The sequence below is a fragment of the Nonomuraea sp. MG754425 genome (genome assembly GCF_021699195.1).
Lineage (GTDB): Bacteria > Actinomycetota > Actinomycetes > Streptosporangiales > Streptosporangiaceae > Nonomuraea.
Map to the genome: position 1 here is coordinate 18,080 of NZ_SSXE01000129.1, position 15,314 is coordinate 33,393.

Below are 15,314 nucleotides of genomic sequence, written 5' to 3' on the forward strand. Positions count from 1 at the left end.
TTGTCCGATCTCCCGATCCAGCTACCCGGCCTGGCGACGGTCACCCTGGCGAACGGCATGGTGGTGAGGGCTGTTCAGCGCCGGCACTTCCCCCTCATCGAGCTCCGTATGGCTCTGCCCGCCTGGTACGCCGACCTGGCGGCCGGCACCTTGGTGGCGGCCACCCAGTTCGATGACGTCGAACGGTCCGGTTTCCACGCCTCCGCCGAGTGCGCGAGCGATGCGTTCACCGTGCGAGCGCAAGGACTCGCCGTCGACTTGGAGCCGGGGCTCACCGCGATCGCCCAGGCTCTGTCCACCCCCAGCCTCGACGCCGACCTGATCCGGCGGGCCCGCTTCCGGCTCGCGCACCAGGCGGAATCGACTGGCTCCGCGCCGACGCTCCTGGCCTGGAGGGAACTGCTTGCGACGATGTATGGGGATCACCCGCTCGCCGTCCTCTCCCCCGGGGCCGAGGAACTGCGGAAGGTCACCCTGCAGGATGTGGAGCGGTTCCGCCAGGAGCGAATGCAGGCGGCCGGAGCCGTTCTCACCCTCTCCGGTGGTGTGCCGCTGGAGCTCATGATCGATGCCGCGGCCGGCGCGTTCTCTGAACTTCCCTGCCACCCGCACGGCAGGACGCCACCACCCGCCGAGCCGGCCGAACAGGGGATCATCAGAAGACTTGCGGTGCCGGGCGCCACCCAGACGTCTGTCACCATCGGCTTCCCCGCCGTGATCCGGCGCGACCCTCGCTTCCCAGCGGCTGAGATCGCGAACCTGGTCATCGGTGGCTACTTCTCCTCCCGGCTGACACGCCGCCTGCGCCAGGAACGCGGCTACGCCTACTGGGTGAGATCGAGCCTGACCTGTGACCCTGGCGGGCCCGCTCTGGCGATCGCCACGAACGTACGTGACGACGTCGGGAGGTCGGCGCTTCAGGTCATCCGAGACGACCTCAGCGACCTGGCCGCCGCAGGTCCGCCGGCCGAAGAAGTGGATCACGCCAGGCGGCACCTGCTCGGCTCGACCCGGCTCGAGCTGGCTACCCAGTCCGGCGCCACCGATCTGGTATTCGCCCTGGCCCGCAGCGGTCTCACTCCGAAGTGGCTGCGGGATCACTGCGCCCACCTCGACAAGGTCACCCCTGACGACATCCGAGACTTCGCTGCGGCGTTCCTCCGGCCCGCGCAGGCCACCACAGTGGTCGCGAGCCGGGAGCAGAATGTCTAGGCGAGCGCGGATGGTCGCTTTCCTGCGGCCCTTCTGCGCCAAGGTCGCCGCTCTGACCGCTCTGACCGTCCTGCACTCCGCCCTGGCCGTGGTGCCGGCCATCGCCGGTCAGCGGCTCATCGATGACGGCGTGGTCCGAGGGGACGCGCGCACCGTGTGGCTGCTGGGCGCCGTCCTCGTCGCCGCGGGCGTCTGCCAGGGACTGCTGGCACTGGCCGCGATGCGGTTTTCGACCGCGCTCGGCGCCGACATGGTGTGCGCGCTGCGCGCGGAAATGTACGCGCACTTGTTGCGGCAATCGCCGGGGTTCTTCACCTGGGCCAGGACCGGTGCGGTCGTGTCCCGGCTTGACGGGGACGTGACCGGGATCGAGCGCGTCGTCACCACCACGCTCCCTTCTGCGGTCGGCGCTCTGGTCACGCTCACCACAGCACTGGCGGCCACCGTCGTCCTGGAGTGGCGGCTCGCACTGACCATCCTGATCCTCGCTCCCGCGATGTATCTGCTTGCGTCCTGGTTCGGGAAGGCGCTCAAGACGGTGGGCAGGCACCGCATGGAGGCACAGGCCGAACTCAACTCCCTGGTCGCAGAGCGGCTCACGCCAGGCGGGATCGAACTCGTGCAGCTCTTCTCCGAACCGGGCCGGGAGATCAGCGCGTTCGCCGCCCGAAGCGGTCGCGCGCGCAACCTTGCTGTCAGGCACAGCGCGCTGGAGGGCGGTGCGCACGCCTCCATGATCTGCCTGATGACAGGCACCACCGCCGCCGCCTATGTCGTCGCGGGCAATGGGGTGATGACGGGGAGCCTGAGCCTTGGCACCATGGTCGCGCTGCTGACACTGCTGGCGCGCCTGTACGGACCGCTCGCTTCGTTGCCGAGCCTCAAGGCCGACATCGTGGCCGGCCAACTCAGCATGGCCCGCGTGTGGGAGGTGCTGGACTTCCTTCCGCTGGTGACCGACCCGCTGCACCCACTGGATCTGCCCGCCCGGCGCGCCCAGGGTGCTCACGTGGCGATATCCGGCCTGAGTTTCGCCTACCCGCCCAAAAGGGCTGCGGTTCTGGAGTCCCTGGCCGACTCCTCAGAGCAAGACCAGGGCCCGCGCACCGTGCTGAAGGGCATCAGCATCGACATCCCTGCCGGGACGACCGTTGCCATCGTCGGCCCTTCAGGCTCGGGCAAGACAACTCTGTCGCGCCTGCTGCTCAGAACATGGGACCCGGGCGCGGGCTCCATCCGCATCGACGGCGTCGATCTGCGCGACCTTCGGCTGTCGGCCCTCCGCTCGGTCATCGGGGTCGTACCGCAGGAGCCGTACCTGCTCCAGGGCACGATCAGGGCCAACCTCCTGCTGGCCGATCCTGGGGCCGGCGAGCGGGAACTCCTGGCGGCCTGCCGTACGGCGCAGCTCCTGCCCCTGCTCGCCCGGCTTCCCGAAGGGCTGGACACCCTGGTGGGCGGCAGAGGCACACGGCTGTCGGGCGGAGAACGCCAGCGCCTGTCCATCGCCAGACTCCTGCTCCAGCAGCCCCGAGTGATCGTCATGGACGAGGCCACCTCTCACCTCGACCCGAGAACCGAACGCGAGCTGCGCCACGCACTCACGCATGTGTTGCATGGCCGCACGTGCATACTCATCGCCCACCGGCTGGAAACCGTGCGTGATGCCGATCTGATTCTGGTCATGGAAGAGGGGCGAGTGGTGGAAACAGGAACCCACGACATTTTGGCCAGGAGCCAAGGTGCCTATGCGAAACTGCTCGGGCAGGGGTCGCGTCCGAGATGCGGTGTACAAGGAAACGAGCGTAGGTTGCCGTGCTGAACCGTACCTCCGTCGCCGGAGCCGTCGAGGCGTTCCTCGACTCGCTCGGCACCACCACCCGCACCGAGGCATCCAACGGCCCAAGCCGAGCTGGAGACGGGCAGCTGATTGCTGGTGAAGGCGGTGTAGTTGGCCTCGGTGCCGCGTTACCGAAGACGAGTGGCTCGCCGCAAAGGCGGCAGCGCGAGAGTCCCGGAGCGCCCGACTGGTGGCTGAGCGCGAGAACTTCACAGCGGGGCTCGCGCCCAGGGCGGACACCGACCGCGTCACCCTTGAGCATGAGCTGGCCGAGTACGCCAGGTCTCAAACCGGTTCCCTGCCCGCCACTCACCACCGTGACCGCGCCCACAAGAACGCCGACCATGCTCTCGTGGAACATCGGATGGCGCACGTCCCGAACTGATAATCCCTCTCCCTCCGAAACCCTGAAGGTTGCGTAATCCGGCCATTTACCGCGTAAGGCGGATTGTGGGTCGTGTGGTGCCCGCTGTACCTTCACAACCGGACGGCGATCGGGCCTTTCATGGCCTTTCGCCGTCTTCGTGGCCGCCGAATCCACGGAACTCGGATGCACAGCCGGTGGCACCTCATGACGACGGGCACCAAGCGTGGTGTCGCGGGGGTAATCGCAGCGATGAAGATCCGCAATGCGCGCTCCGAGATACACCTGAACGAGCAGGCCGCCGCAGTCGAGGCCGCCCTTCTGCGCCCAAGCTCGCTATCGTGCGGCTGCCGTAGAGCTCGACGGGCTTCGACGACAGGGCTGGGGTGCTCAGGTGACGGGACAAGGCGCCCGACCGGGTCCAGGCGATCCCGGCCTGGGCGGCGTCAGCAAGAGCTCAGCCAGGACGGCCCGCGCACGCTGGCGGCAGGACACAATCTCGCCCACGCCATCGCCCTGCAAGGGCTCCTGGACGAAGCCTGGCCAGGCTGCGCGTGGTCCACGGCGACCAGCGGCGCGCGCTGGGCGAAGAACGCACCGACACGGTGGTCATCGACGACACCCTCACCCACCTGACCAGGCCGGAGAATGACTGATGAACGACGCGGAGCTGCTGTCGGCCTGTGATCGCGCCGTCCAGGAGACCGGCGAGGCCGCGAAGCGGGTGGCTTGCGCCGTACAGGAGGCGATCGACGACCTTGAGAAGATCCCATCGCGCGGGTCGGCTGAGGACGACGAGGACCGGGCCGCGACCGAGCGGGTGATGGCGGACTGGACCGACGCGGTGGCGCAGCGCCTGGCGAACATCGAGACCTTCAACATCACCCTCTTCGGGCGGACGGGGGCGGGCAAGAGCAGCCTGATGGAGGCACTCACGCACGGGGACGGTGGCTCCGTTTCCGATGGAAGCAGCGACTACACCACTGAAGTCCGGGACATCCGGTCGGGGGCGTTGCGGCTGACCGACACGCCCGGCACCGAGGGATGGGGCCGCTCCACCGACGCGGCCGAACTGCGTGCGACCGCGCTGACCGCGCTGCGCTCCAGCGATCTGGTGCTCCTGTGCTTCGACTCGCAGAACCAGCGGCAGGCCGAGTTCGACACGGTCGCCCAGTGGATCGCCGAGTACGACAAGCCGGTCATCGCCCTGCTCAACGTGCGCAACCGGGCTTGGCGCTTCCCGGCGCCCGAACACACGGAGGCGGGTCGCCGCAACGCCGCCACGGAGGTGGCAGAGCATGTCGGGGAGATCCGCAAGCGGTTCAGGGCCATCGGCCTGGAGGGGACTCCGGTCGTGGCGGTGAGTGCCAAGAACGCGGTTTTCGCCCGGGTCCCCGATGAATACCGGGGCAAGGACCCGAAGGGGTTCAAGGTCCGCAAGGAGACGGCGGGGTCGGCGGAGACGCTTCTGCGGTGGTCCAACCTGCTGGTTCTGGAGGAGTTGATCGCCGAGGCGATCCGCGGCGACGCCGTACAGCTGAGGTTGTCCGCCCTGCACGGCCAGGTCACCACCGCCGCCGCCACCGCGCTGGCGATCTTCCAGGCCCAGGCCTACAGCGTGGCAGCGGCCGCGAACGAGAACGAGTCCGGCATCGACCGGCTCCTGCGCCTGCTCGCCACCAAGCGCACCGCGGCCCATGTCGCCGACCGCGTCGAGCGGCTTCAGCAGTTAGGCGGGAGGCCGATTCACATCCCCAAGCGCGGGTCGGCGTTACGGCACGGGGACAATCTGATCACCAGCATGGTCGCGCGGCTGCGTGCCGAAGCGGTCGAACGAGCCGATCGGGTGATCGACACAGCTAGGGCCAGTCAGACGCAGGTCTCCGCCGAGCAGTTCGAGGCCGAGGTCCTGCATCCCGACGATGTCACAGCGGCGGCGGAGCAGTACGCAGCCAACTTCTCCGCCCACCTTCGATCAGACCTCGACCAACTCGCCGCCGACGTCGCTGCGGATGTCCGGGTAACGCTGGACAAGCGGGTAGTCGTCAAGGGAGCCCGAGGCAGGGTGCTGCGTTGGGCCGGCAACACCGCCACCGCCATCTCCGCAACAGCGTCCGTGGTGGTCGGTGCCGGCATAGCCAACGCGTGGAACCCCGGTGGATGGGTGCTGCTAGGCATCGGCGCGGCGATCTTCGCGGTCGGCTGGCTCGGTGGCTGGCTACGGACACTCAGCGCCCGGGCGCGGGATCGCGACCTGGCAAACACCCGTGCCGCGATGCTGGAGTCGGTCGACACCGCATTCGAGAACGTCCGCCAGGATCTGATCAAGCTCACGACCGGGACCCTCAACACGATCGTCAAGGAGAACGTCGTTCCCCTGCTCGACCACGCGATCGAGATCCGTGCGCGCGCCACCGACCACCTCGGGCGGGCCGAGATCCTCGCTCGCCTGGTCCAGGCCATCCCGCCGCCGGACAACCCGCCGCAGATTCTGCTGCGGGCGGCGCGCCGGTGCGTGTCCACGGCGGGCGTGAACACCGGCGACGAGTTGTGGCTCGGCCAGCCCCTGTCGGAACAGTCTGACCGCCCGCTCTCCCCGCCCGCCGCCCCCATGCGGGAGGACGTTGCTGTCAGGGTGCGCCAGGCTCTCGATCGCGGCCGGACGCGGCAGGGACGGGAGTGGCTGCGGACGTACGGCCCGCAGCTCAGGCGCACCCCTGAGGGGGAGGCGCTCGTCCGGGAACTCAAAGGGCTCCGCAGGAAGGAGCTGCCCGCCGTGGTGTTCTGCGGCGACTACAGCGCGGGGAAGACGACACTGATCGCCCGCATGTTCAGGCAGAGCGGCAAGCCCGTGCCCGACACCCTGCTCGCAGGCGCCGCGCCAACCACCTCCCGGGTCCAGGAGCACGAATGGTGCGGCTACCGACTGGTGGACACGCCCGGCTTCCAGAGCGGAGTCGCAGCTCACGACGCGCTGGCCGTACGGGAGACCAGGCGTGCCGCGGTGATCGTGTACGTCTTCACCCCGTCGGCGGTCAGCGGCGACCTGTCCCACCTTCGGGCTGTTCTGGGCCGCCACCGCGCCGCCCGGCTCCTCCTGGTGATCAGCAGGGCGGACGAGCTGGCCATCAGTCCCCACGACGACCTCGACGGATTCCTGCGGCAGTGCTGCGACCGAACCGGTGAGCTCGATGCGGCGCTTCGCCGTACCGTTGACGCCGACGTGGACTGGCCGCCGGCGGTCTGCGTCGCGCCTGCTCCGGACGGGGTGGAAACCGAGGCGGCCTGGGACGGCATGCACGAACTCGTCGCCGGGCTGAACCCCCAGCCTGCGCAGGTCCGCGCCGACGCCGCCGAGCGGGTCATCCTCGGCGTGGCAGGCCAGCGGCTCGAAGAGCTGATCGCCGCCGCGGCGGCTCGCATCAAGGAGGCACAGGCCGGGGTGGAATGGTTCAACGCCACCTTCAGGGCTCACCGGGCGGCCGTAGACGTGGCCGGGGCGCTGCTGCAGGAGCGCCGCGACACGATCACCGGGATCGTCGCCGACTATGTCAGGCGTCACGTCGATCGGATGCTCGGCGCGCAGGATCTGACCCGTGAGGTGATCATCGAGCGCCTACAGGCATTCCCCGACGCCGCTGATCTGAAGGTCGAGATCGAGCAGTGGAGGGACGAGACCCGTGCCCGTGTCGAAAGGCTCACCGAGGAGAACGACCGGGCGCGGGAGGACCTGCCGGGCACCGATCCGGACACCGCGGACGACATACGCCGTGACGCCCAAGGGCTACGAGGCCCCCGAAAGAGCATGGCCAGGCGGGTGTTCGACGTCGGCGGCCGGCTCATCGGGAATCTCAAGGCAGCGCCACTCCCCCAGCACCTGGCGGATCTGGTCAGGGTCGCCGCCCCCGCTGTCACCGCCTTTCAGGGCGTCTTGGCTGCTCACGACATCTACCGTCACTACCAGGACGAGGAGCACCACGACACGTTACGCAAAACGAGCATCGCAGCGCTGACATCCCACGCGGAAGAGCACGCGCGCAAGCAATGGGAGGAAAGTCCGGACCTGGCCCGCCTGCTGACCCACCAGCAGGCCCAGAAGGCGGCCGCGGATCGCGCCCATCGCGGCCTGGCGGGCGCCGAGCAGGAGATCGCCACCATCAGCGCGGCACTCGAGCTTTATCGAGCTGCCGCCGACGACGCCAACCAGAGGAGCAGGAGCTTGTGACCGACGAGTGGATCACCCAGATCGAGCAGCACATCGCCCGGATCATCGGCTATGAGCAGCGCGAAGAGCTCACGCGCGAGTGGACCGCGCACGCCAGGAAGTCCTCGCTCGTGGTCACCGTGCACGGCCCCTATGACGCGGGCAAGTCGTCGCTCATCAAACGCCTTCTCGTGGAGGAGGAGACCGGCGTGCCCGAGTGGCTGATCGTCAGCGGCCGGCGGGAGACACAATCTGTGCGAAGCGTCCAGTCGCGCGGGATCATCTACGTCGACACCCCGGGCACCCACGCAGGGACGGAGAAGCACGATGCGCTGGCCGCTGATGCCACCGTCGCCACCGACGTCGTCATGCTCGTGATCCCGCCGCAAATGCTCGCCGCCGATGCCGCCTGGATCAGGTCGTTCACCACAGGGACGCGCTACACGTCGCAGCCGAGCGCCTTGTTCGGCCAGGGGTCGCTGCTGATCGTGATCGCGCGGGCCGACCTCGCGGGCACCGATCCCCTCGACGACCTCGACGGCTTCCACGACCTCCGCGAGCGCAAGCGCGCCGAACTCGACGCGATGCTCCAGCTTGGCAGCGGCGACAGCCGGCCCCTGGTGCACTTCGTAGCCGCCGACGCCTACTCCGCCGTGGGCAACGCCCCGGAACCGGTGCTGGACGACTACCACCGTGCGGGCTGGGACGGGATCAGCGAGCTGCGCGACTCGCTGCGGCACGCGCTCGAGCGCCGCGCCGACCTGCGCACGGAGAGCGGCATCCGGTTCTGGTCCTTCCACGCGGGCGCCGCCATGGACACAGGCCGGCAGCAGATCGCCGACCTCACCGAGGTCCTCGAGGAGGCGCGCTCGCGAGCGCACCGCCGCCGCCAGCTCGCGGCAAAGCTCAAGACGATCGACGAGGCGGTGGTCAACGAGCTGCGCGCGGCGCTCGCCGAAGTCCTCGGCGGGCTCATCGACGTGCGGGCCGCCAGCGACGAGGCCCTGCTTGAGCAGGCGCATTCCCGACTGGAAGGGCGGCTACAGCCCTGGCTCAGGACCTCCGCCGAGCGGCTGCGCGAGTTCACCGAGGACGCAGCCGAGGAGTTCCGGCTGGAATACACCCGTCCCGCCTCCCAAGCCTTCGACGCCTGGATCAGTCAGCTGGCCGCTCCGCGATCCAAGCGCCCCTCCGCCTCCGGGAGACTGGCCAACGCCGTCAAGGACGCGGATGAAGCGGCCGAGAAGCTGTTCCAGCTCAAGTTCGGTATGACGGTCAACCAGGCGGGCGTTGAACTCGACTGGATCAGGCGGTATGAGCATGACCAGGAGGCTCTCCACGAGTACTTCTCGTCAGGTCGGGGATTCACCTACGGCGACGACCTCGGCAGCGCGCAGACGTGGGTCACCTCGATCAACACCGCCAGGCACGTCACGGTGGCCGTGTCCACGGTCGCCCCGATCGTCATGAACACCCTCCGCGAGCGGCGCGAAGAACGCGAGGAGCAGCAGCGGCGGGCGGCGCTGCGCGAGCAGCTCACCGCGCTGAAGCCGCGCCTGGAGGAGGAGATTCTCCGGGGCGGTGGCAACGGGTGGGCCGCCGCCGTCGCCGACATCCAGGAACGGCTGAAGGCCGATCCGATCCACGAACCGCTCGTACGGCGATCCGGGCAGCGGATCGAGGGGCTCAAGCAGGCGATCGCCGACCTGGAGCACTTCCTGCGCTAGGACAGTTCTTCGCATGGAGGTGGATGCTGTGCTGGCTCGTTTGTGGTCCGCAGCGCGAGCCATTGGGGCCGGGTGGGATCGACGTTGAGCAGGTTGAGAAGTCGGTGTTGGAGGGGGCCGAGGATCGCGAACTGGGGTGGGCCGGTGCTGGTGGCGGGGATGAGCTTGATCCGGCTCCGACGGGATCCGGCATAGGCGAAAGGGTATGTGGGCGGGCCACCGCGCGCGCATTGCGGGTGATGGCCAACCCAGTCACACACGATCAGGCACACCCGAGTCCGCAGTAGGTGCCTGCGACCGTACAGCCTCTCTGGCTAGGGGGAACACGCCGCTCAGGCGCGCTCAGGGACGCGTGCGTCTGAATATTGCCGTTATAGCGATCGGTTCTACCTGGGCGTTCGGCGGGTCGGGCCTGCGGTGGCTGCGTAGCGTGAAGGTGCTGGCGGTGCTGGAATCGTTGGAGGTTGTGGTGTCGCGTCGGGGAAGGCCGGGGGCCGGGGCGTCGGCACAAGCTGAATATCGCCGACGATGGCGTGCGGGGCGGAAGCAACGGTTGCTGGTACGGGTGGTGCTGTCGGTGGCCGTGTTCGCGGTGGTGACCTGGGCGTGGGACTGGCGAGCCGGTGTGCTGGCGGCGGTGGTGGTCGCTGTGGGCGACATGATCGAGCGGTGGCGGGTGCATTCGCCGGCGACGGCGTGGCGTAAGGGTGCGATCGGGGAACGCGCGACCGCTCGGCGTCTGCGGTCGCTGGAGTCGGCTGGGTACACGGTGCTGCATGATCGGGTGGTGCCGGGGTCGCGGGCGAATCTCGATCATCTGGTGATCGGGCGCTGTGGGGTGGTGCTGGTGGACTCCAAGAGGTGGCATCGCAACACGCGGATCTCGACAGGTAAAGGGCGGTTGTGGGTGGGACGGCGGCCGGCCGAGTCGGTGGTGAAGGCGACCGTGTTCGAGGCGCGCCGGGTCGGTGAGGTACTGCGGTCGGCCGGGTGGGCGGTGACGGTGGTGCCGGTGGTAGCTGTCCACGGGGCGAAACTGCCGCGGTGGGGCGCGTTGATGGTGACAGGAGTGACGCTGCTGCGGGCGGGGCGGTTGCGCGGGTGGATCCGGCGGCATCCCGCGCGTTTGGAGCCCGGTCAGGTTGCTCCCCTCAGCGTTGCCGCCGAACAGTTGTTTCCGCCGTACGTGCCGGTCGAACAGCCATGAAAAGAGACAGCGTGGCTCGTTCTCAGCGACCGTATTGATCAAGTGTGAGCTGATGTGCGACTCGTGACGTGGAACAGCGCGCCTTCACCTCGTTCAGCGACCGAGAGGATGAACGCGCGGAAATTCTCGAAGTCCTTGGCTCCGCACTCCACGGCTACCCGCAGCGCAGGCCAGAGCAGGGACAGTCCTCAGGCACTGAGATGCCAGGAGGTTCACGATCGCGCCGTTGCGCTGAGGGCGGTCGGCTCAGATGCCCAGGTGGATGTGGCTCGCCCAGGCCCGGGGCGCCTGGCGATAACGTTCCCGGGCCCGCCGTACCGCGTCGTGGAGAGCGAAGGCGGCCCGGTCCGGCCACAGCCCGTGGGCGTCGGAGCAAGAACCGTAGAAGTCCATGGCGATCTCGGCGGCGATGGTGTCGGCGACCGGCCACAACGTGCCCACCACCTGCGCATAACCCGCCACCTGAAAGGCGGCGGACAGATGGATGGCCTCGTCGGCGAGTCCGGTCCGCACCTTTGCCGTACTGCAGGCCGACAGGTAGGCGAAGCGCGCAGCTTCCATGCCGCGCAGCCGGGTGACATCGCGCAGGCTCAACGTCTGCCTACCGCCAAGGCTGATGCCGCTCGACGCGGGCAGGCCAGGGTGCGCGGTGGCATGGGCAGCAACGTGCACCGCGCCATAGCGCGGTAGCACCTCGTGCAGGGGGCGCTCCGCAACGGCCCGGTGAGCGTTGACGACGCGTTGGATGATCGCCTCGGCCTCGTCTCGCATCGCCGGCAACCCGTCCTCGTCAGCGTCCCGAGGCGTCACCACGAGCAGTTCGGCGGTGCCCGGCTTGGAACGGGCGGACGCAAGCGAGCGCAAGGTAGGCAGGTAGGACGAGACCAGCCGGTCGAGGAGGATGGCCTGGCCATGGTTGGAGCCGTCAGCGTCGTCGCCCACGCACGAGACGATGACCGTCGTTCCGCCCATGCGCTGCTGGAGCCGAGAAAGGGAGGGGTGCCGGAACGGGTTGCCCTCGTCGCCGTCGTCCTTCGCTAGGGCCATCAGTTGCTCGAAACGAGTGGCGGCTTCCTTGCGGTCCTCCACCGCCTTCACCAGTGTCCCGTGATCGGAGCCCTGAGGGAGTTGCTCGGTCAGCGTGTCCAGCACCTGCGCGAACTCGTCGGCGAGCCTCGGCGGGGTGCGCAGGCCGAGCAGATCCCCGAGGATCACGCCGCGGGTCTGCTCCAGGAGTTCGACGGCCTCACCGACACGTCCGGCGGTGGTTGCGAGCAGCACCGCCTCCGTGGCCAGCCCGAAGTGGTTCTCCAAGCGGCGGGCCCGCGCGTCGAGTGGGGCGGTCCGGGGTGCGGTCGCCGGAAGCAGGTCGACCGCAGCCCTGATCGCGTCGAGCGCGAGCTGATGCTCCCCGCTCCTGAAGTGGGCGTATGCCTGAAGGCGCCGGCACTCCAGCCGGGCGGCCGGGGGCGAGCCGGAAGCTGCGGCCCCTGAGGCGAGGATGCCCATGACCTCCTGGTGAGGAGCATCGCGCAGCAGGAGATAGGAGAAGATACGGGCGTGATCGGCGTACGCCGGGTGCTCCGGTGAGTGCGCCTCATACATCTGGCGCGCCAGCTCGAGCGCCTCGGCTCGAGCAGCCGCCCGCTCGTCCGCCGATGCGGCCACCTCGGCGTAGGAGGTCAGCGCGTGGCACAGCAGCCCGGGCAGCAGCGAGGAGCGAATCTCACGCGCTGCCAGGGTGCCTTCGGCAGGGGCGAGGGCGAACGCTCTGCGTCCCGCGTCGACGACCTCGCGAAGGACGTCCGCCCGGTTCGTCGTGTCGACGCGCAGGCGCAGCACGTGGGCGAGCCAGGCCAGCGCTTGCCCCTTCTCATACGGGTCGGGAGCCGCGTGGGCGACGGACTCCCCGGCCGCCTGCACACACTGATCGATGAGGCCGGGGTCGCGTTCTGCCACGTAGCGTCCGTAGAACACGCGTGAGCAGTAGTGCTGGGCGGCCGCGTAGAGGGGGCCGGTTGACGGCGCGTCCAGCAGCATGGCCTGCGCGGCGTGCGTCGCCTCCGCCAGAATCGCTTCGTCTTCGGTGTGCTCCAGCATCTGCAGGAGGGCCTCCAGATGAGCGACGTGGCAGCCGGATCGCGGCCCGAGGTAGGGCGCACCGGCCGTGACCGCGAGACCGTCCTGGGCGGCTTGCACCGCTCGGCGCAGCACCTGCGGATCCTGCTCGGCGCGCGCGAGAGCGCGCAGCGCGACCGAAAAGCCGCGCAGGAGTTCGCCAGGGGCCGGCTGGTGTTCCGGCACGCAGGCGATCGCCTCTTCGAGAAAACCGACGGCGGTTCTCAGGGCGTCGTCATGATGCCCTTCCGTGCCGCGGAGCATGTGGAGCTCGCCGAGCAGGTGCAGCGCCCTGACACGGATCATCCCCTCGGCGACCTGGAGCGCGTGGTCGGCGAGCCTGATCGCCTCCGCGCAGGCATCGAGCTGACGGCGAAACCGGAAACGCGTCATCTGGAGCTCGGCTTCCATCAGCCGCACCCGGGCGTCGTGCGGAGCGGCGAGCCGCAAGGCGGCCACGTGCCTGTCGGCCTGGGACAGCGGCTCCTCGTCCCCGGTGAAGGAGTGCAGGGCAAGGAGCCGTTTCGCCTGATCTTCGTGGGCGGCCATCCGGGCGGGCGGCGGCAGGAGTTCGATGAGCGTGTCGCCGAGAGCAAGGGCCTCCTCCAGCCAGGAGTGATTGAGCCGGGCATGCGCCATGACGGTCAGCGCGTAAGCGAGCTCACGCAGTGGCGCCACCTTGCCCTGCCCTCGGCTTGACTCAAGCGCGGCTTTGCCGTGGGCGACAGCTTCGTCGAGCAAATCGTCCGCGCCCTCCTGGCCGCCCGTTTCGGCCGCCGCCGCCAGCAGCGTGCACAGCGCCGTGCGAAGCTCAGGGGGCAGGCTCTCCGCTGATGTCCTGACGCTCCCGGCCAGCTCCATCGCCTCGGCGCGAGCGGCGGGGTGACCGCTTCTGACCAGTTGCTCAATTCGCGCGCCAAGCTCGACCAGGTTCATGGCTCTCCGTGGAGTTCTTGTCACGGCTCACGTACAGCAGCGACATGACGAGGGTGAGGGCGGACACGCCGGCTGAAACGGGAAGCGACACCCGCACTGGTGCCGCGCTCACGCCGGTCAGGTGCGCGACGACGGAGCAGACCAGCCACGCGAGCGCCGCGCCCACCGAGGCGGCGATCAGCGAGATCACCGCTCCGGCGGCCCGGCTACCATTCCGCTTCCAGAGCGTCAGCGTGGCGAAGAGCAGGGCCAGCGTGCCGAGCAGGGTGATCACCGGCGGCTGGATCGAACCGGCGAGTGGCACCTTGTAGGCGAACGCCTGCACGGCCGTCAGCGTCATGAGCATCGTACCGGTCATGGCCGTCTGCAGGAGAGTAAGCCGCTCCTCGCGCTCGCGCGCCTTCTCCTGCGTGACCTGGGTCAGTTCGGCCAGGCTGGTGGCGACGCGCTCGCGGACCGCCTCGGTGAAGTGACAGTCGTCGGCCAAGCGGGTGAGCAGATCGCTGGCCAGGCCAAGGTCAGCCTTCAGCAGTGCTTCGGTGACGGGTGCTCCGCCGTGCCGCTTGAGGTTGTCAGACGCGATCTCCACCGAGCGTTCCAGTTCGCGCAGTCGTACCGACGTCTGAAGCAGGTGGTGGGGTCCGGTGAGGAGTTGCGTCAGGCCCGCGCGAATGCCGATCAGCGCCTGATGATCGTCTCGGTGGCGGGTGCGTTCCGCGATCAGGGACTCCGCCCGGGAGAACAAGCCCACAATCCCCTGATCGGCCTCCTCCCTGAGCCGCAGCAGGTGCCGTACCTTCGCCGCCTGTAACAGGTAGAGGGCGAAAGGGGCGGGCACGCCGCCCTCGTTCCACACCCATGCCTCCAACCGCTTACGCCGGTTGGCGGTGGTAGCGCAGAGAATCGTGCGAGTCCGGCCGGTCGGGGGAACCGGCCGCTCCTTGAGGACGGTGTGCGGGCCGCGGCCCGGCCACCTCACCGACCTCACCCTCACGTGCAGGCGAGCCTCGCCCATCGCCCAGGGCGCGTCGCCGAGGACCTCCTCCCACATCGCCTCCAACTGATCGCCGGGCGCGAGCGCCACCGACAACAGGTAGGTGTCGTGATGCCGGTGCAGGACAGCTTCGGTGACACCCGCCACCGGGCGGGGGTCGCGCCGCGCGGCCACCACGCCTTCCGCGGTACCCGGCCCAAGGTCGCCGGGCAGATGAAAGGGGATCTTCCCGATCGGGGCGGTCATACCCAGCCCGGAGCAGCACCGCTCCCACAGACCCCGGAGGTGCGCTGCTGTCTGCTCAGCGTGGGCCAGCACGAACAGATGGACGACCAGCGAGTATTCAGCCATCGGCCCCGGCATGCGCGGGCGGCTCAAACCCCACGGGGAACTCGGTCATGATCCGGTTCAGCCGCTCCGTGATCAACGGCGGTGGCGGGACCTCCGGGACGTCGCCGACGCTGCGGCGGACCCTTACCGGCGACAGGAGCTTGAGCCTGGCCAGCAGGGTGGCCTGGTCATGTCCGCGTTGCAGGTCGTCGAGGATGACTTCGACCTCAGCCCATTGATCCGAGCTCAATTTCCACTGCCGCACGTAACCGAGTAAGCGCACGACGTCTTGATTCATCCACTCACCCCACAAGCGAGCCTGAATGAGATCCAATGTTGTGATCGTATACTCTCGTCTGCAATGAGCCGCAAGACCTTGTGT

At 68.9% G+C, this 15,314-nt stretch carries 8 protein-coding genes; 5 read left to right on the forward strand and 3 right to left on the reverse strand.

What is annotated here, in order from left to right; genetic code table 11:
• The 5 genes from FAF44_RS35460 to FAF44_RS35480 all read left to right on the forward strand — a co-directional run bounded on the left by FAF44_RS35460 (position 1) and on the right by FAF44_RS35480 (position 10,554).
• Positions 1–1,212 (forward strand): pitrilysin family protein, encoded by a 1,212-nt coding sequence (locus tag FAF44_RS35460; protein WP_237107717.1) that lies wholly within the window; start codon positions 1–3, stop codon positions 1,210–1,212.
• A gap of 10 nt (positions 1,213–1,222) precedes the next feature.
• The gene (locus FAF44_RS35465; protein ID WP_237107718.1) at positions 1,223–3,034 is read left to right on the forward strand and encodes an ABC transporter ATP-binding protein; all 1,812 of its coding nucleotides are present in this window, start codon (positions 1,223–1,225) and stop codon (positions 3,032–3,034) included.
• Between the two features lie 1,037 nt (positions 3,035–4,071).
• Positions 4,072–7,641, forward strand: a complete 3,570-nt coding sequence (locus FAF44_RS35470) for a GTPase (protein WP_237107719.1) — start codon at positions 4,072–4,074, stop codon at positions 7,639–7,641.
• Complete coding sequence (locus FAF44_RS35475; RefSeq protein ID WP_237107720.1) at positions 7,638–9,347, forward strand: GTPase domain-containing protein; 1,710 nt, start codon at positions 7,638–7,640, stop codon at positions 9,345–9,347. The genes FAF44_RS35470 and FAF44_RS35475 overlap by 4 nt, the downstream gene beginning before the upstream one ends.
• Positions 9,348–9,777: 430 nt before the next feature.
• The gene (locus FAF44_RS35480) at positions 9,778–10,554 is read left to right on the forward strand and encodes a nuclease-related domain-containing protein (protein ID WP_237107721.1); all 777 of its coding nucleotides are present in this window, start codon (positions 9,778–9,780) and stop codon (positions 10,552–10,554) included.
• A 246-nt stretch (positions 10,555–10,800) separates the two neighbouring features.
• Here FAF44_RS35480 and FAF44_RS35485 read toward each other — a convergent pair whose 3' ends face one another.
• The 3 genes from FAF44_RS35485 to FAF44_RS35495 are packed head-to-tail and all read right to left on the reverse strand — an operon-like array spanning position 10,801 to position 15,230.
• Positions 10,801–13,608 (reverse strand): CHAT domain-containing protein, encoded by a 2,808-nt coding sequence (locus FAF44_RS35485; RefSeq protein ID WP_237107722.1) that lies wholly within the window; start codon positions 13,606–13,608, stop codon positions 10,801–10,803.
• Positions 13,577–14,953 carry a CATRA conflict system CASPASE/TPR repeat-associated protein gene (locus FAF44_RS35490; RefSeq protein ID WP_237107723.1) on the reverse strand — a complete coding sequence of 459 codons (1,377 nt, stop codon included), beginning with the start codon at positions 14,951–14,953 and terminating at the stop codon, positions 13,577–13,579. The genes FAF44_RS35485 and FAF44_RS35490 overlap by 32 nt, the downstream gene beginning before the upstream one ends.
• Positions 14,946–15,230, reverse strand: coding sequence for a CATRA system-associated protein (locus FAF44_RS35495; RefSeq protein ID WP_237107724.1), 285 nt, complete (start codon positions 15,228–15,230; stop codon positions 14,946–14,948). The genes FAF44_RS35490 and FAF44_RS35495 overlap by 8 nt, the downstream gene beginning before the upstream one ends.
• Positions 15,231–15,314: the final 84 nt, after the last annotated feature.